At 63.0% G+C, this 16,390-nt stretch carries 11 protein-coding genes and 2 pseudogenes; 7 read left to right on the top strand and 6 right to left on the bottom strand.

Annotation, left to right across the window (positions count from 1 at the left end):
* Positions 1–150: 150 nt before the first annotated feature.
* Positions 151–1,847 (top strand): annotated as a pseudogene (locus ACRQ5J_RS14970) (MFS transporter).
* A 39-nt stretch (positions 1,848–1,886) separates the two neighbouring features.
* Here the strand turns inward: ACRQ5J_RS14970 and ACRQ5J_RS14965 are convergent.
* From ACRQ5J_RS14965 to ACRQ5J_RS14955, 3 genes are all read right to left on the bottom strand, one after another.
* Positions 1,887–2,777 (bottom strand): transposase, encoded by an 891-nt coding sequence (locus tag ACRQ5J_RS14965; RefSeq protein WP_432377682.1) that lies wholly within the window; start codon positions 2,775–2,777, stop codon positions 1,887–1,889.
* A gap of 85 nt (positions 2,778–2,862) precedes the next feature.
* Positions 2,863–3,519, bottom strand: a complete 657-nt coding sequence (locus tag ACRQ5J_RS14960) for a PEP-CTERM sorting domain-containing protein (RefSeq protein WP_432377681.1) — start codon at positions 3,517–3,519, stop codon at positions 2,863–2,865.
* 188 nt (positions 3,520–3,707) lie between these two features.
* Positions 3,708–5,789: a 3-hydroxyacyl-CoA dehydrogenase NAD-binding domain-containing protein gene (locus ACRQ5J_RS14955; RefSeq protein WP_432377680.1), complete on the bottom strand. Its 2,082-nt coding sequence runs from the start codon at positions 5,787–5,789 to the stop codon at positions 3,708–3,710.
* A 292-nt stretch (positions 5,790–6,081) separates the two neighbouring features.
* Here ACRQ5J_RS14955 and ACRQ5J_RS14950 point away from each other — a divergent pair, with 292 nt between their 5' ends.
* The 5 genes from ACRQ5J_RS14950 to ACRQ5J_RS14930 are packed head-to-tail and all read left to right on the top strand — an operon-like array spanning position 6,082 to position 11,416.
* Complete coding sequence (locus ACRQ5J_RS14950) at positions 6,082–7,779, top strand: methyl-accepting chemotaxis protein (protein ID WP_432377679.1); 1,698 nt, start codon at positions 6,082–6,084, stop codon at positions 7,777–7,779.
* 2 nt (positions 7,780–7,781) lie between these two features.
* On the top strand, positions 7,782–8,579 hold the full coding sequence (locus tag ACRQ5J_RS14945; RefSeq protein WP_432377678.1) for a CheR family methyltransferase: 798 nt from the start codon (positions 7,782–7,784) through the stop codon (positions 8,577–8,579).
* A 26-nt stretch (positions 8,580–8,605) separates the two neighbouring features.
* Entirely contained in the window at positions 8,606–9,148 is a 543-nt protein-coding gene (locus ACRQ5J_RS14940; RefSeq protein ID WP_432377677.1) for a chemotaxis protein CheD, read from the top strand.
* A complete protein-coding gene (locus ACRQ5J_RS14935) occupies positions 9,141–10,661 on the top strand; it encodes a chemotaxis protein CheW (protein ID WP_432377676.1) in 1,521 nt (506 codons plus the stop codon). The genes ACRQ5J_RS14940 and ACRQ5J_RS14935 overlap by 8 nt, the downstream gene beginning before the upstream one ends.
* A 50-nt stretch (positions 10,662–10,711) precedes the next feature.
* Positions 10,712–11,416 (top strand): DUF4197 domain-containing protein, encoded by a 705-nt coding sequence (locus tag ACRQ5J_RS14930; protein ID WP_432377675.1) that lies wholly within the window; start codon positions 10,712–10,714, stop codon positions 11,414–11,416.
* Here ACRQ5J_RS14930 and ACRQ5J_RS14925 read toward each other — a convergent pair.
* A pseudogene (locus tag ACRQ5J_RS14925) lies at positions 11,409–12,313 on the bottom strand (LysR family transcriptional regulator). The gene ACRQ5J_RS14930 and the pseudogene ACRQ5J_RS14925 overlap by 8 nt on opposite strands.
* Before the next feature lie 93 nt (positions 12,314–12,406).
* On the opposite strand from ACRQ5J_RS14925, the gene ACRQ5J_RS14920 reads away from it, so the two are divergent.
* Complete coding sequence (locus ACRQ5J_RS14920) at positions 12,407–12,574, top strand: DUF2798 domain-containing protein (protein ID WP_432377674.1); 168 nt, start codon at positions 12,407–12,409, stop codon at positions 12,572–12,574.
* Between the two features lie 286 nt (positions 12,575–12,860).
* On the opposite strand, the gene ACRQ5J_RS14915 is transcribed toward ACRQ5J_RS14920, so the two are convergent.
* Together ACRQ5J_RS14915 and ACRQ5J_RS14910 are read right to left on the bottom strand one after the other, a co-directional pair.
* A complete protein-coding gene (locus tag ACRQ5J_RS14915) occupies positions 12,861–14,471 on the bottom strand; it encodes a methyl-accepting chemotaxis protein (RefSeq protein WP_432377673.1) in 1,611 nt (536 codons plus the stop codon).
* Positions 14,472–14,698: 227 nt separating this feature from the next.
* On the bottom strand, positions 14,699–16,342 hold the full coding sequence (locus tag ACRQ5J_RS14910; protein WP_432377672.1) for a 3-(methylthio)propionyl-CoA ligase: 1,644 nt from the start codon (positions 16,340–16,342) through the stop codon (positions 14,699–14,701).
* Positions 16,343–16,390: the final 48 nt, after the last annotated feature.

Here is a 16,390-nt window from a genome sequence, read left to right as displayed (position 1 = left end):
GGTCGTTCGCAAATATTTGTGTAAGTTTCGCGTAAGTTTCGTGAAAGCATCGCGTAAGGTTACGCGCCCACACTCGGATCAAGCTGACGAAGTGCTAACTATCTCAGCCGGGGAAATAACATCCTAAAAAATCCTAAAAGGAGACACATCATGGCAAATAGCGGTACTGCGGATTCCCGCAACCTGCCCAAGCCGGCAGCGCCGATCACCGCCGAAGAGCGCAAGGTGATTTTCGCTTCCTCGCTGGGCACCGTGTTCGAGTGGTATGACTTTTACCTGTACGGCTCGCTGGCGCCCATCATCGCCAAGCAATTCTTCATCGGCGAACCGACCACCACCTTCATCTTTGCGCTGCTGGCGTTTGCCGCCGGCTTCATCGTGCGTCCGTTCGGCGCCGTGGTGTTTGGCCGGCTGGGCGACATGGTCGGCCGCAAATACACTTTCCTGGTGACCATTCTGATCATGGGCGCCTCCACCTTCATTGTCGGCCTGCTGCCCGGCTACGCGGCGATCGGCATCGCCGCGCCGATCATCCTGGTCGGGCTGAGGATATTGCAAGGGCTGGCGCTGGGCGGCGAATACGGCGGCGCGGCCACCTACGTGGCCGAGCACGCGCCGCAAGGCAAGCGCGGCTCCTTCACCGCCTGGATTCAAACCACCGCGACGCTGGGCCTGTTCCTGTCGCTGCTGGTGATCCTAGGCACGCGGACCGCGATCGGCGAGGAAGCGTTCAACACCTGGGGCTGGCGCGTGCCGTTCCTGGTATCGGTGCTGCTGCTCGGCATTTCGGTATGGATACGGCTGTCGATGAATGAATCGCCGGCCTTCGCCAAGATGAAAGCCGAGGGCAAAACCTCGAAGGCGCCGCTGAGCGAAGCCTTCGGCCAATGGAAAAACCTGAAAGTCGTGATCCTGGCGCTGGTCGGCCTGACCATGGGCCAGGCGGTGGTGTGGTACACCGGCCAGTTCTACGCGCTGTTCTTCATGACGCAGGTGCTGAAGATCGACGGCGCCAGCGCCAACATCATGACCGCGCTGTCGCTGGCGCTGGCGACGCCGTTCTTCATCTTCTTCGGCATCCTGTCGGACAAGATCGGCCGCAAATGGATCATCCTGGGCGGCTGCCTGATCGCGGCGGCCACCTACTTCCCGCTGTTCGGCGCGCTGACGCACTACGGCAACCCGCAACTGGAAGCGGCGCTGAAAAACTCGCCGGTGGTGGTGTATGCCGACCCGGCCTCGTGCAACTTCCAGTTCAACCCGACGGGCCAGAAGAAATTCACCTCCTCGTGCGACATTGCCACCAGCATCCTGTCGAACGCCTCGGTGAACTACACCAAGCAGGACGCGCCGGCTGGCAGCGTGGCCAGAATCAAAGTCGGTGACAAGGAGATTTCCGCCTTCAACGCGGTGCTGACCCCGGACGGCCTGAACTTCGACAAGGCCTCGAAAGACGCCGACGCCGCGCTGAAAAAGAAGTCGCAGCCGCGGTGAAGGCGGCCGGCTACCCGGCCAAAGCGGACGAATCGCAGATCAACAAACCGATGATGGTGCTGATCCTGTTCATCCTGGTGCTATACGTCACGATGGTGTATGGCCCGATTGCCGCGATGCTGGTAGAAATGTTCCCGACGCGCATACGCTACACCTCGATGTCGCTGCCCTACCACATCGGCAACGGCTGGTTCGGCGGGCTGCTGCCGACGATCTCGTTCGCGCTGGTAGCATTCAAGGGCGACATCTACTACGGCCTGTGGTACCCGATCATCATCGCCCTGATCACGCTGGTGATTGGCGCGCTGTTCGTCGGCGAAACCAAGGACAACAACATCTACGCCGCCGACTAAGCGGCCGCCGCCCCAAAAAGCCGCCTGCGGGCGGCTTTTTCATTCCACCTCATCATTCGGGGTCAGGTCTGACATTCGCACACGAGCACGGCTGTTGGATTCCGTGCGCTCAACGATACGGCTGACGGTGCGGTAATGCACACGGAAGTGCTGCGCAATCTGCTTCATCGTATATGCGGTGGAGAAATATGCGGCGGCGATCGCCTGATCGCGGTCCGGAAACCGCGTTTGGTACTCCGCCAGCGATAGGGCTAAAGCGCGGCGCTGACGTCGCTTGACCTCGTCTGATAGGTCTGATGGTTGCGCATTGCGGTGTCGCGCCACAAAATCGTCATCCCCCAGCATGAGCTGATGCCTGACGTTGGCGATGGGGCTGGTTGCCCCCGATCCGGACGCCACAAAAGCCCGGTAAGCCATGATAGCTTCGGCGCGCGAGGCGGCGAACTGGCTGCGTATCCAGTCGGTGCGCAGCCACGCCGGCGGCGGAACCGACTGTATGGTCATCGCATAGCTGCTCCAGGGCCAGGCTTCCGGCGCGGCTACCATATTCGCCCTGATCGGATTCAGTACGATGTACCGCGCCAGTTCGCGCAGGTAGTTCTCTTTCTGCACCAGGATTGCAGTGTATCGGCCCTGAAAAAGATGGCCGACGAGATGGTGGCGGCGATTGAAGTACTGCGAATATTGCCCGTTAAGATGTCGCATGCCCTGCGCGAGGTTGGCGTCGCCGGTTTCGATCAGCAGATGATAGTGGTTGGTCATCTGACAAAAACCGTGAACCACGCAGTTGAAGCGCTCGCACACACCGCCGAGCATCGCCAGCCACGTGTAGCGATCGCTATCGTCGCGATAGATAGTCTGCTGCCTGTCGCCACGCGAAGTGACGTGGTAAACAGCACCGGCAAATTCTAATCGTAGAGGGCGGCTCATGAAACCACCCTACTCCGGCCGCCAGCTTACACCATGACGAAGATCAGCAATCGCGCCGGTCTAGCGACCAGCTCGTGTGCGAATGTCAGACCTGACCCCGAAGTTTGCGGCGGCGGGGAAGGAGGCCTACCAGGCCGAGGCCACCCAGCAGCATGGCGTAGGTTTCGGGCTCCGGTACGGCGGTGACGCTCGAGCTGCCGAATTCGACCCGCAGACCGGTCGGGTTGCCGCCGTTCTGCGCCCAGTTGGTGACGATGAAGTCCACCGTGTTGACGCCGGCGACAAAGCCGCTGTTCGCGCTGAAGCTGGCCCAGTCGCTGAAGCTGGCGCCGCCGCCGATGATTTGATTGTTCAGCTTGACCGTGACGGCGTTGTCCGCCGCCATCCGGCCCGCGAACGAGGCGGTGCTGGCGTCGTAGCCGGCCAGGTTGAACGATAGCGTGTAGGTGTACGTGCCGGCGCTCCACGCGTCCAGGCTTTGGCCCTGGCTGGCCGTCGGCGTGATCCAGCGCGAGGTGCTGTTGTTGGCCATCCATGGGTTGATCGGCCAGTCCTTGTCGTACGTAATGACCGGAACAGTGCTGGTGATGCCGGTGTCGCTGCTGGCGGCGCTGAGCTTGTAGTTGCTGTCGCCACTGCCGCTCGCGCCCAGGCCAGTGTTGTTCAGGCCGGTGATGCTGGCCGCGTGGGCCGACGAGATGGCGGCAACGGCGATGACGCCGGCAAGAATGATGCGTTTCATGGTGAGCCTCTAAATTGGTTGAAGGTGTCTGCCAGCATCATCAGGGATGCCGGTGTGCAGCTCCGAACCGTTTTTTAGGGCGTCGAAGGAAGGTGTTACCGTTGGCGATAATTATAGCCGCGTTTTTAAAATAATGCTCATATGCCATAAAATTTTCTTTATGGCATGTGAGCATTTGGCAACGGGGCTTAGCCGTTGAAGGTTTTTCCTTCGGCCGCCAGCCGTTGCAGCAGCGGCGCCGGCTTCCACGCCCCGCCCTGATGGCCCTGGGCGTATTTGTTGATCGCCGCCAGCACATTCGGCAGTCCGACCGTGTCGGCATAGAACATCGGGCCGCCACGGTACAGCGGGAAGCCGTAGCCGGTCAGGTAGACCATGTCGATGTCCGAGGCGCGCAAGGCGATGCCTTCTTCCAGGATCAACGCGCCTTCATTGACCAGTGCGTACACCAGGCGCTCGACGATTTCCTCGTCGCTGATCTTGCGGCGCGTAATGCCAAGCTCCGCCGAGTGCTGGACGATCATGGCGTTGACTTCCTCGTTCGGGTAGGCCTTGCGGTCGCCGGCCTTGTAGTCGTACCAGCCGGCCCCGGTTTTCTGGCCGTAGCGCCCCATTTCGCACAGCAGGTCGGCCGTTTTCGAGTAGCTGATCTCTGGCTTTTCGACGTAGCGGCGCTTGCGGATGGCCCAGCCGATGTCGTTGCCGGCCAGGTCGCCCATGCGGAACGGTCCCATGGCGAAGCCGAACTTCTCGGCCGCCTTGTCGACCTGCTCCGGCAGCGCGCCCTCTTCCAGCAGGAAGCCGGCCTGGCGGCTGTATTGCTCGATCATGCGGTTGCCGATGAAGCCGTCGCACACGCCCGACACCACGCCGGTTTTCTTCAGCTTTTTCGATAGCGCCAGCGCCGTGGCCAGCACGTCCTTGCCGGTGTCCTTGCCGCGCACGATTTCCAGCAGCTTCATCACATTGGCCGGCGAGAAGAAGTGCGTGCCGATGACGTCCTGCGGCCGCTTGGTGAAGGCGGCGATCTTGTCGACGTCCAGCGTCGAGGTGTTGGTGGCCAGGATGGCGCCCGGCTTCATCACTTCGTCGAGCTTGCGGAATACGGCTTCCTTGACGCCCAGTTCCTCAAACACCGCCTCGACCACAATGTCGGCCTGGCCGATCTCTTCATACGCGAGCGTGCTGCTCAACAGGCCCATGCGCTGATCCAGCTTTTCCTGCGTCAGCTTGCCTTTTTTCAGCGTGTTTTCGTAGTTCTTGCGGATGGTGGCGATGCCCTTGTCCAGCGCTTCCTGTTTCTGCTCCAGTAGCTTGACCGGAATGCCGGCGTTGAGGAAGTTCATGGCGATGCCGCCGCCCATGGTGCCGGCGCCGATGATGGCAGCCGATTTGATCTGGCGCACCGGCGTGTCGGCCGGCACATCCGGCACCTTGCTGGCAACGCGCTCGGCGAAGAAGGCGTGGCGCAGCGCCTTCGATTCGGTGGTCTGGATCAGGTGCAGGAAACGCTCGCGCTCGAATTTCATGCCGTCGTCGAATTTCATCGTGACCGAGGCGGCGACGGTTTCCACGCATTCCAGCGGCGCCGGGAACGGGCCGGCCATGGCCTTGACGGTGTTGCGCGAGAATTGCAGGAAGGCTTCGTGGTTCGGATAGTCGACCTTGCGGTCGCGCACTTTCGGCAGCGGACGCACATCGGCGATTTTTTCGGCGAAGGCGACCGCCGATTGCAGCAGGTCGGCGTCGGCAGCGAAGATTTCGTCAAACAGCGCCGGCAGCTTTTCCGACGGCACCGGGTTGCCCGAGACGATCATGTTCAGCGCCGGCTCCAGGCCCAGCACGCGCGGCAGCCGCTGCGTGCCGCCGGCGCCCGGCAGCAGGCCGAGTTTGACTTCCGGCAGCGCGATCTGCGCGCCCGGCAGCGCCACGCGGTAGTGGCAGCCCAGCGACAGTTCCAGCCCGCCGCCCATGCAGACCGTGTGAATGGCCGCCACCACCGGCTTGGCCGAGCCTTCCGCCGTGGCGATGAAGGTATGCAGGCTCGGTTCGGTCAGCGCTTTCGGCGTGTTGAATTCCTTGATGTCGGCGCCGCCCGAGAACGCCTTGCCGGCGCCGGTGATGACGATGGCCTTGACCGCATCGTCGGCCGCCGCGCGCTGCAGGCCCTGCACGGCCGCGGTGCGGGTTTCCAGGCCCATGCCGTTGACCGGCGGATTGTTCAGCGTGATGACGGCCACCACGCCGTGCACTTGATATTCAGCAGTCATGTCTCTTCCTTGTGTTTTTGGTTGGAATGCCAGGCCCACTCACTATACCGCATAAAAAGAACGATCGTGTTATTTTTTGTTGTGTATTGGTCCTTTTGAATGCGGCGGTTGCGCTTTGCAAGCAAGCGAAACGCGCGCCGCGTTGTCGCTTGCGGAGTACACTGGAGCTGATTTCTTTATTACCCAGCTTGCTTTGGTTTTGAATAGGGGAAATAATCCATCCTGCCTCGCATATTCCCCGCCCCCGAATATCAAGTTAATACCCACAGCTATATTTGATAGGGAAACCCCCATGAACGCTCCCAACCAGGTGATTCAAGCGCAAGATATCGAACTCCAGGCCATCCATGCCGCCCTCAACCGCGTGCAAGCGGTGATCGAGTTTGACCTGGAAGGCAAGATTTTGCACGCAAACGAGAATTTCCTGCACGCGGTTGGCTACACGCTGGAGGAAGTCCAGGGCCGCCACCACGCCATGTTCTGCGAACCGGAGTACGCCGCATCGCCGGCCTACAAGCAGTTCTGGGGGCGCCTGGCGGCCGGCGAATACGACCACGGCGAATACAAGCGCCTGGCCAAGGGCGGCCGCGAAATCTGGATCAACGCCTCCTACAATCCGATCATGGACGGCAACGGCAGGCCGTACAAGGTGATCAAGTTCGCCACCGACATCACCGACAGCCGCATGCGCAATGCCGAGTATCAAGGCAAGGTCGACGCCATCGGCAAGGCGCAGGCCGTGGTCGAGTTCGACATGCAGGGCCATGTGCTGACCGCCAACGATAATTTCCTCGATGTCATGGGTTACTACCTCGATGATATTAAGGGCGAACACCACCGCATTTTCTGCGAGCCGGATTATGCGGCCAGCGCCGACTATAAACGTTTCTGGCAAAAATTGAATCGTGGCGAATTCGATAGCGGCCGTTATAAACGTCTCGGCAATAATAAGAAAACGGTATGGATACAAGCGACATATAATCCGATTCTCGATTTAAATGGCAAGCCGTACAAAATAGTTAAATATGCCAGCGATATTACCGGCCAGGTGCAGCTGGAAGAATCCGTGGCAGCCAAGTCCAAGGCCGACGGCGAGAAAATCGCCCGCCTGCTGGACTCGGTCGCGCACGCCGCCAACGGCGACCTGACCAGCAAGGTCATCGTCGACGGCGACGAGCCGCTCGACCAGCTGGCCGGAGGCATCAGCAAGATGATCGCCGACCTGCGCAAGGTCATCAGCGACGTCGTGATGTCGGCCAGCGGCCTGGCGGACGCCTCCACCACCATCGCCGAGCGCAGCAACGGCGTCGCGGTCGGCACGCAGGCGCTGGGCGCCACCGTCGAGCAGATGAACGCCTCGATCGACGGGCTGACCAGCTCGATCAACACGATCGCCGGCAACACCTCGGACGCCGACGCCATGGCCAAGTCCACCCAGCACGAGGCCGAAGTGGGGGCCAAGGCCGTGGCCAAGTCGATCGAGGCGATGGACCTGATCAACCGCTCGTCGGAGGACATCGGCGAGATCGTCAAGGTGATCAGCGATATCGCCAACCAGACCAATATGCTGGCCTTCAACGCCGCCATCGAGGCCGCGCGCGCCGGCGAGCACGGGCTGGGCTTCTCGGTGGTGGCCGACGAGGTGCGCAAGCTGGCCGAGCGCTCGTCGCAGGCCACCAAGGAAATTTCCAAGCTGATTAACGAGTCGGTCAAGCGCGTGTCCGCCGGCAGCGAGATTTCGCGCCAGGCCAGCGACGCCTTCGACAAGATCCTGGCCGGCGTGGTCCGCACCACCGAGGCGATTTCCGACATTTCCAAGGCCACCAACGAGCAGCTGCTGACCGCGCGCGAAGTCAGCACCGCGGTGCAGTACATCGCCGAGGAGGCCGAGAAATCGGCCGCCGCCTGCGACAGCATCGCCCGCTCGACGGAAGGCTTGAACCAGCGCGCAGGCGATCTGAACAAAACCGTCTCCGGCTTCACGGTGTAAGCATGGACACCGGCGGCTTTACTCCCGCGACGCTGTCCGCGCTGATCGCGCTGGTGCGCAAGCACACCGGCATCGCGATGACGGAACGTAAGAGCGTGCTGCTGGAACGGCGCTTGCGCCCGCGCATGCAGGCGCTCCAGCTCGGCAGCTACCAGGCGTATCTGGACAAGGTGGAGCAGGACCGCGCCGAGGTGCCGCACTTCATCGACCTGGTGACCACCAACGATACGCTGTTCTTCCGCACGCCGCAGGTGTGGGATTACGTCGAGAAGGAATTCCTGCCGCAATGGTGGCAAAGCCATCAGGGCAACAAGCTGAAGGTCTGGTCGGCAGCCTCGTCCAGCGGCGAGGAACTGTATTCGATGGCCATGCTGTGCGAGGAATTCGCGGCGGCGCAGCCGGGTTTCAGCTACCAGATCCACGCGACCGATATCTCGCAGCAGATCCTGGCGCTGGCGCGCGACGGCCAGTACACGGGCCGTTCGGTCGAACGCATCCAGTCCACGCATCCGGACTGGGTGAAGAAATATTTCCGTCCCAGCGCCGGCGGCCTGCGGGTGGTGGATGGATTGAAGAAAAACGTGGAGCTGGCCCAACATAATCTGCTGACTCCGTTACGGCCAGCCAGGCAGTTCGATCTGGTATTCCTGCGCAACGTGCTGATCTATTTCGACCAGGACCATCAGCAGACGATACTCAATCAGGCCCGCCTGAGCATGGCGCCCCACGCCATCATGATAGTGGGGAATCCGAATCGATCTCTGGCCGAAACACCGCCTACCAGTTCGACCGGCCGATGATTTATCGAATGGAATAGGCGCTCACCATGCACACCCTCTTCAACTTTCCGCAGCCGCAGCCGTGGACCTCGCCGCCGGCCGATGGACCGCGCGCGCCGCTGCAAGTCGGCATGGGGCAGTTGCTGGCCGGCAGCCGCGACGAGCAGTTGAGCGCCCTGCTCGGCTCCTGCGTCGGCATCGGCCTGATCTGGAAAGAGCGCGGCCGCTGCGCGCTGGCCCATTGCCTGCTGCCGGAATGCCCGCAAATGGCGGGCGAGTTCGGCGCGCGCTATGTCAACCAGGCCGTGCCGTCGCTGCTGCACCTGCTCGGCGCCACCGAGGCCGACTGCGCCGGGATCGAGGTGGTGATCGCCGGCGGCGCGACCATGCTCAACGGCTGTTCGAGCCGCCTGCAGATCGGCCAGCAGAATGCCGACGCGGCCCGCAAGTACCTGCGCAAGTTCGGCCTCAACGTCACCTATTGCCGAGTCGGCGGCAAGTGCGGCCGCACGCTGACCATCGATTGCGCCACGGGCAGCTACGCCGTGCATGAAATCGCGTCCACCTGCGCCGGGAGCGTCCATGCCTGAGGCCGCCGTCTCCTGCACCGAGCTGTTCGGCTCCTTCGTGCTGGGCGCCGATGAATTCGCCCTGCCCGCCAACTGCTTCCGCGAGGTGGTCAATTTCCCGGACAAGGTGACGGCGCTGCCGCTGTCGCCGAAGTTTCTTGAAGGCGTGTTCACGCTGCGCGGCAGCGTCATCCCGGTGGTCAACCTCGGCCGCGTGTTCGACGCCGGCGCGCGCGGCGCGCTGCCCACCGACAAGATCGCCATACTCGATTACCAGGGCGTGCTGGTCGGCATCCTGTTCGACGCCACCGGCGAAATCCTGCGCGTGCGGCCCGAGCAGCGCAGCCGCCTGTCGTACGCCGACGGCGAGGCGCGCGGCGTGGTGGCCGGCACGATCTTGCTTGACCACGGCGCGCGGCTGGTGCAGGTGCTCGACCCGGACGCGCTGATCCATATCGAAAACGTGCCGCAGGTGCTGGCGCTGCAATGCGTCGACCGGCAGACGCGCCGCCATCACGGCGAACGCCGCCAGTGCGTCAGCTTCCATGTCGGCGCCTCCACGTTCGCCTTCGAGATGAGCGCGATCCAGGAAATCATCCGCGTGCCGGAATTGCAGGCGTCCGTACTCAACAGCGCGCTGTGCCTGGGCCGCATCAACTTCCGCGGCAGCCCGGTCGCGGTGGTCGACTTCGCCACGCTGCTGAACGCGGCGCCGGCGCGCGTGGCCGACGGCGAGCGCAGCTTCGGGCCCGACCAGCGCGTGATCGTCGCCCGCATCGACGACGCCACCATCGGCTTCGTGGTCGACTCGGTCGACAACATCGTCAACTTCTACGCCGAGGAAGTGATGCCGATTCCGATGTTGAGCAAGGCGCGCGCCGGCATGTTCGGCGGCTGCCTGTCCAAGCCGCCGCTGGGCGACATCTTCCTGCTCGACCACCGGCAGATTTTCTCCAGCAACGAGATCAAGGAAATGCGCACCGGCCACGCCGCGCTGTACCCGAAAAACGAGGAACTGGTGGCGAAAAACGAGCGGCGCGACGCCCGCCGCAGCCAGCGCCAGGTGTATATCACCTTCTCGCTGGAAAACAGCTACGCCGTGGAAATCCGCCAGGTGCGCGAGATCATCGACTTCAGCGTCGGCGAAATCACCCGTCCGCCCGGCTTGCCCGCCTTCATGCGCGGCATGCTCAATGTGCGCCAGCAGATGATTACCGTGATCGACCTGCGCGGCCTGTATGGCATGACGCCGCTGGAAGACAGCGGCGCCTGCAAAATCCTGGTGATCGAGCGCGGCGACGAATGCTATGGCCTGATGGTCGACGCGGTGGAAAACATCATGACCATCGAGGACAGCAAGCGCTACGGCGCGCCCAAGATGATGCGCAATCCCAATGCGCAAGGCGACCCGCGCAGCGAGATGGACGAGGTGATCGACATCGGCGAGGGCGACGCGCGCCGCACGCTGAGCGTGTTCCAGTGCGACCGCCTGCTGGAACGACTGACGCACGAAATTCCCGCGCTGGCGGCGTAGCGGCCGCTGGAGTACAGTAGCGCGGTTGACCACTCTGGAGCCCCGCCGCCATGTCCAATACCCGCCGTACCCTCGCCTTCGCACTCGGCCTGTTGATTCCGGTGAGCCTGCTTGCAGGCGCTGCCCACGCCGTCTCGCTGGCCGAACTGAGCAACAAAGACGCCTCCGGCGGCTTGAAGGCCGCGCTGGAAACCGGCGCCAACGCCGCAGTGGGCAAGCTCGGCGCCGAAGGCGGCTTCCTCAACAACGACAAGGTGCGCATTCCGCTACCCAAGATCCTGGAACAGGCGCGCCCACTGCTGAAAATGACCGGCAAGGGCCAGCAGCTTGACGACCTGGTGGTGCAGATGAACCGCGCCGCCGAGTCGGCCGTGCCGATGGCCAAGCCGCTGCTGCTGGACGCGGTCAAATCGATGACGATCAGCGACGCCAAGAACATCCTCACCGGCGGCGATACTTCGGTCACCGATTTCTTCCGCGCCAGGACCCAGGACAAGCTGGCCGCGCAGTTCCAGCCGGTGGTCAAGAAAGTCACCGACAAGTCCGGCCTGGCAACGCAATACAACACCGCGATCAGTCTGGCGCCCAAGCTGGGCGTGCTGGCCAGGGACCAGGCCACGGTGGAAGGCTATGTCACCCAACGCGCGCTGGACGGCTTGTACACCATGATCGCCGAGGAGGAAAAAGCCATCCGCGCCGACCCGGTCGGCACCGGCAGCAAGCTGATCGGGAAAGTATTCGGCGCCCTCAAGTAGCGTCCTGCAGCGACGGCGTGCTGGCGGCGAACTCCGCCAGATGCTCCAGCAGCACGCGCACGCGCGCCGGCAGGTAGCGCCGCTGCGGCCACACAGCGTAGACGTGGCGCGGCTCAGGCATCCAGTCCGGCAGCACCCGCACCAGTTCCCCACTGTCGAGCAGGTCGCGCGATTGCAGCAGCGGACATAGCAGGATGCCGACACCGGCTGCCGCCATCTCCACCGCCAGCCGCATCTCGTTGACGCGGAAGCGCGCCTGCGGCTGGATCGCCATCTCGGCGCCGCCGCCCGGCCCCGGCCGGCGCAGCCGCCACGTGCGCAGCGGCTCAGCCACGATCAGCTCGTGCTGTTCCAGTTGCGCCGGCTCGCGCGGCGTGCCGGCGCGCGCCGGTAGGATGGCGCCGCCACCATCACCAGCCCGGCGCTGCCTAGCCGGCGCTGCATCAGTGCCGAGTCGCCCAGCGTGCCGATGCGGATCGCCATATCGGCGCCGCTGCCGACCAGATCCTGCATGCGGTTCGAGCATTCGAGTTCCAGATTAATGTCCGGATATTTCAGCATGAAGCTGGTCCAGGCCGGCGTCAGCAAGCCGCTGGCGAAATTGACCGGCGCCAGCACGCGGATATTGCCGGACACGGCAGACAGGCTGGCGTCCAGCCGCCGCGTTGCCTGGCGCAGCGCGTGCACCAGCGGCCGGCACTGCTCGTAGTACTGCATGCCCTCGGCGGTCGGCTGCATGCGGCGCGCGCTGCGGTTCAGCAGGCGATAGCCTAGTTCGCTTTCGAGCTTTTGCAGCCGGCGCGTGACAGTGGCTGGCGGCAGGTCTTCCCTGGCGGCGGCGGCATTCAGGCTGCCGGCCTCCACGATAGATACGAACAAGGCTAAATCGTCGAGCATAATTTCGTTTCTGGAATTTGAAATTAAAAATATGGCTCTAGTATAGATGGATGCAAGTGTCTACGCTGTGGGTTTTACTTCGGAGAGAAAGCAATGAATCCAGCCCTGCGCATGCGCACCATGTTCGCCTTGTTGATGTCCCTGCTGATGTCGTCGCTGATGAGCGGATGGGTGACGTGGCTGAATCTGGGCCTCGGCCCGAATTTCCTGCCACATTGGCAGACCGCGTTCATGGCCGCCGGCCGGCGGCATTCACGATAGTGATGCTGTGCGGGCCGTTGGTTCACCGCGTGGCCGCCAGTATGGCTGCTTGAGAAGTGGCCAGCTACAGCGGCGGCGTTATTCGCGGGAAGGCGGGACGGTTCGCCGCTGCGGGCTGTGCGGTTGCGTCGTTACCCCGCAGACGGGACCGTTCGCTGCGGTGGTCCATGCGGGCTGCGTCGTTACCACGGAGGCGGGACGGCCCGCCGCTGCGGGCCATGCTGAGGGGGATTGTTGGCTATGCTGTCCATGGATTCCCGCCTTCGCGGGAATGACGGGCGGGGGGTTATTGGCTGAGGGCTAGAGTGGTGTGGCGCGGCGCCGGACGGCTGTCGCCCAGGCGGTGCGTGACGGTGGCGTCCAGCTTGAAGGTGCTGACCATCTCTTCCAGCTGCGCTGCCTGTTCTTGCATGGCGTTGGCGGCCGCCGCGGCCTCTTCCACCAGCGCGGCGTTCTGCTGCGTCACCTCGTCCATCGACACGATGGCCTGGTTGATCTGGTTGATGCCCTCGCTCTGCTCTTCGCCAGCCACCATGATCTCGGTCATGATGCTGGTAACGCGCTCGACGCTGCTGACGATCTCGTCCATCGTAGCACCGGCCTTGTCGACCAGCTGATTGCCAGCGTCCACCTGCTCGACCGATTCCGTGATCAGTTCCTTGATTTCCTTGGCGGCCGCGGCCGAGCGCTGCGCCAGGTTGCGCACCTCGGTGGCCACCACGGCGAAGCCGCGACCCTGCTCGCCAGCGCGGGCCGCTTCCACAGCAGCGTTCAGCGCCAGGATATTGGTCTGGAAAGCGATGCCATCGATCACGCCAATGATGTCGGCGATCTTGCGCGACGAATTGTTAATGTTGCCCATCGTATCCACCACCTGCGACACCAGCATGCCGCCCTTGCCAGCGACGTCCTGCGCGCTCAGCGCCAGCTGGTTGGCCTGGCGGGCGTTGTCGGCGTTCTGGCGCACGGTCGAGGTCAGCTCTTCCAGCGACGACGCGGTTTCTTCCAGCGCGGCCGCCTGGTTCTCGGTGCGGCGCGACAGGTCGAGGTTGCCCGAGGCGATTTCAGCGCTGGCGGTGGCGATGGCGCTGCTGCCGGTGCGGATGCTGCTGACGGTGCTGGACATCTGGTCCTGCATCTTGATCAGGCCCTGCATCAGCTTGCCCATCTCGTCGTCGCGCTGGACGCGGATCTGGTTGGCCAGGTTGCCGGTGGCGATTTCGTCGAAGTGGCCCAGCGCATGTTCCAGCGGACGCAGGATGGCGCCCAGCAGGCGCACCGCCGAGAAGATGATCAGGCCGGCCGCAAACACCAGCGCAATGGTAAAGCCGGTGGTGAAGCGCGAAAAGAAGCTCTGGCTTTCATCGTAGTGGTCCTTGGCCGATGTCAGCTGGTACTGCTCCAGCTTGTTCGAAGCGGCATCAAAGATGCCGAATTGCGCCGACAGGGTTTTCATCGACATTTCTTCGATTTTGGCTTCGTCGTGGTTGCGCAGCGCGGTCATCAGGCCGCGCAACTCGGCGACGTAGACGGTGCGTTTGGCGTCCAGATCGGCGGCCAGCGCCTTCTCGTCGCCTTCCAGCGGCAGCGCCAGGTAGGCTTTCCAGGCTTTTTCGCCATCCTGCATGAAGCCTTCGGCGCGGCCCAGGGTCTTTTCCAGGTCCGGTGCTTCCGGATGGAACACGCCGCGGTCGATCACGAAACGCGCGCGGTTGAGGAAGTTCTTGGCATTGCCTAGCGCCACGGTGGACGCCATCTGGTTGGAATACACGTCCTTCAGCGCGAAGTTAACCGTGTTCATGCCGAAGATGCTCAGGCCGCCGAGGGCCAGCATCATGAGGCCAAGCACGCTCATGGTGAGGATCAGCCGCGTGCGAATGGTTATGCTATTAAACATATCGTTTTCTCATTCTGTAGGATGGACCGGGAGCGTATAGAACAGGGTTTTACCGGGGTGCGCGCCTGGGTTGGCCGGAATGGCCAGAAGTGCCGTAGGGCAATAATGTAAGGGCAAATTGGTTCGCGGTCAAACCATTTATTTCTGAAATGAAACTTGTTTAATGCGCCATGGCAATAAAAAGCCCGGCGCGTGGCCGGGCGGGTAAAACGGGAGAAAACGTTTATTCAAATGCCGGGCAAGACATAGTCCCGGTACTGCTCGCGCAGCTTGTTTTTCTGGATCTTGCCGGTGCCGCCGACCGGCAAGGCGTCGGCAAATACCACGTCGTCGGGCAGCCACCATTTGGCGACCTTGCCGTCGAAGTGGGCCAGCAACTGTTCGCGCGTCACGTCCTGCCCCGGCTTGCGCACCACCACCAGCAGCGGCCGTTCGTCCCATTTCGGGTGGAACACGCCGATGCAGGCGGCCTGCATCACCGCCGGGTGCGACATGGCGATGTTTTCCAGGTCGATGGTGCCGATCCACTCGCCGCCGGACTTGATCACGTCCTTGGCGCGGTCGGTGATCTGCATGAAGCCGTCGGCGTCGATGGTGGCGACATCGCCGGTCGGGAACCAGCCGTCCTCGAGCACGTCGCCGCCCTCGTTCTTGAAGTAGCTGGCGACAATCCACGGCCCCTTGACCAGCAGGCTGCCCGAGGTGACGCCGTCCCACGGCAGTTCCGCGCCCAGCTCGTCGACGATTTTCATGTCGACGCCATAGATGGCGTGACCCTGCTTTTGCAGGATCTTGCGCTGCTCGTCCTTGGGCAGACCGAGATGCTTGCTGAGCAGGCCGCCGGTGGTGCCCAGCGGCGACATTTCCGTCATGCCCCAGCCGTGGATGACCTCGACGCCGAAGTCGTCGATCAGCGTATTCATCATCGCCGGCGGACAGGCCGAGCCGCCGATCACCGTGCGGCGGAAGGTGGAAAACTTCAGCTGGTTCCGCACGCAGTAATTAATCAGGCCCAGCCAGACGGTCGGCACACCGGCCGAGAAGGTCACTTGTTCCTTCTCCATCAGCTCGTACACGGATTTGCCGTCCAGCGCCGCGCCGGGGAACACCATCTTCGCGCCCGACAGCGGCACCGAATAGGGCAAGCCCCAGGCATTGACGTGGAACATCGGCACCACCGGCATCACGGCGTCGCGCGACGAGACATTGAGCACATTGGGCAAGGCCGAGGCGTAGGCGTGCAGCACCGTCGATCGGTGCGAATACAGCACGCCTTTCGGATTGCCGGTGGTGCCGGACGTGTAACACAGCGTGGCGGCCGCGTTCTCGTCGAAATCCGGCCACGCGTAGTCGCCGGACTGGGCGTCCAGCAAATCCTCGTAGCACAGCAGGTTGGGGATTTTGCTGGCGGTCGGCATGCGGTCGGGGCCGCCCAGCAATATCCAGCCCTTGACGGTGCGGCAGTGCGGCGCGATGGCTTCGACCAGCGGCAGGAAGCAGAAGTCAAACAGCAGGTACTGGTCCTCCGCGTGGTTGCAGATATAGGCCAGCTGCTCGGCATGCAGCCGAGGATTAATCGTGTGCAGCACCGCGCCGCTGCCGGACACCGCGTAATAGGCTTCCAGGTGGCGATAGCCATTCCACGCCAGCGTGCCGACCCGCTCGCCCGGCAGCACGCCCAGTGCCCGCAGCGCCTGCGCCAGCTGTTTGGCGCGGTGGTGGCAGTCGTGGAAGGTGTAGCGGTGCAGATCGCCTTCGACGCGCTGCGACACGATCTCGCTGCTGGCATAATGGCGCGCGGCAAATTCAAGGATGCTGGAAATCAGCAGCGGCTGATTCATCATCTGGCCCATGCGCATGCGAGTCTCCATTGGTAGTCTTGTTGTGGTCCGAGTGTGGTGGCTCGCCGCGCGCAGCGT

Source organism: Duganella sp. P38, from assembly GCF_050859475.1.
Classification (GTDB): domain Bacteria; phylum Pseudomonadota; class Gammaproteobacteria; order Burkholderiales; family Burkholderiaceae_D; genus Rugamonas.
Note: the sequence above shows the minus strand (reverse complement) of the source record. Positions and strands in the feature narration are given on the sequence as shown.

Coding starts and splice junctions, on each gene's coding strand:
- ACRQ5J_RS14965 (WP_432377682.1), bottom strand. CDS start 2,777: ATGAGCCGCCCTCTACGATTAGAATTTGCCGGTGCTGTTTACCACGTC.
- ACRQ5J_RS14960 (WP_432377681.1), bottom strand. CDS start 3,519: ATGAAACGCATCATTCTTGCCGGCGTCATCGCCGTTGCCGCCATCTCG.
- ACRQ5J_RS14955 (WP_432377680.1), bottom strand. CDS start 5,789: ATGACTGCTGAATATCAAGTGCACGGCGTGGTGGCCGTCATCACGCTG.
- ACRQ5J_RS14950 (WP_432377679.1), top strand. CDS start 6,082: ATGAACGCTCCCAACCAGGTGATTCAAGCGCAAGATATCGAACTCCAG.
- ACRQ5J_RS14945 (WP_432377678.1), top strand. CDS start 7,782: ATGGACACCGGCGGCTTTACTCCCGCGACGCTGTCCGCGCTGATCGCG.
- ACRQ5J_RS14940 (WP_432377677.1), top strand. CDS start 8,606: ATGCACACCCTCTTCAACTTTCCGCAGCCGCAGCCGTGGACCTCGCCG.
- ACRQ5J_RS14935 (WP_432377676.1), top strand. CDS start 9,141: ATGCCTGAGGCCGCCGTCTCCTGCACCGAGCTGTTCGGCTCCTTCGTG.
- ACRQ5J_RS14930 (WP_432377675.1), top strand. CDS start 10,712: ATGTCCAATACCCGCCGTACCCTCGCCTTCGCACTCGGCCTGTTGATT.
- ACRQ5J_RS14920 (WP_432377674.1), top strand. CDS start 12,407: ATGAATCCAGCCCTGCGCATGCGCACCATGTTCGCCTTGTTGATGTCC.
- ACRQ5J_RS14915 (WP_432377673.1), bottom strand. CDS start 14,471: ATGTTTAATAGCATAACCATTCGCACGCGGCTGATCCTCACCATGAGC.
- ACRQ5J_RS14910 (WP_432377672.1), bottom strand. CDS start 16,342: ATGGAGACTCGCATGCGCATGGGCCAGATGATGAATCAGCCGCTGCTG.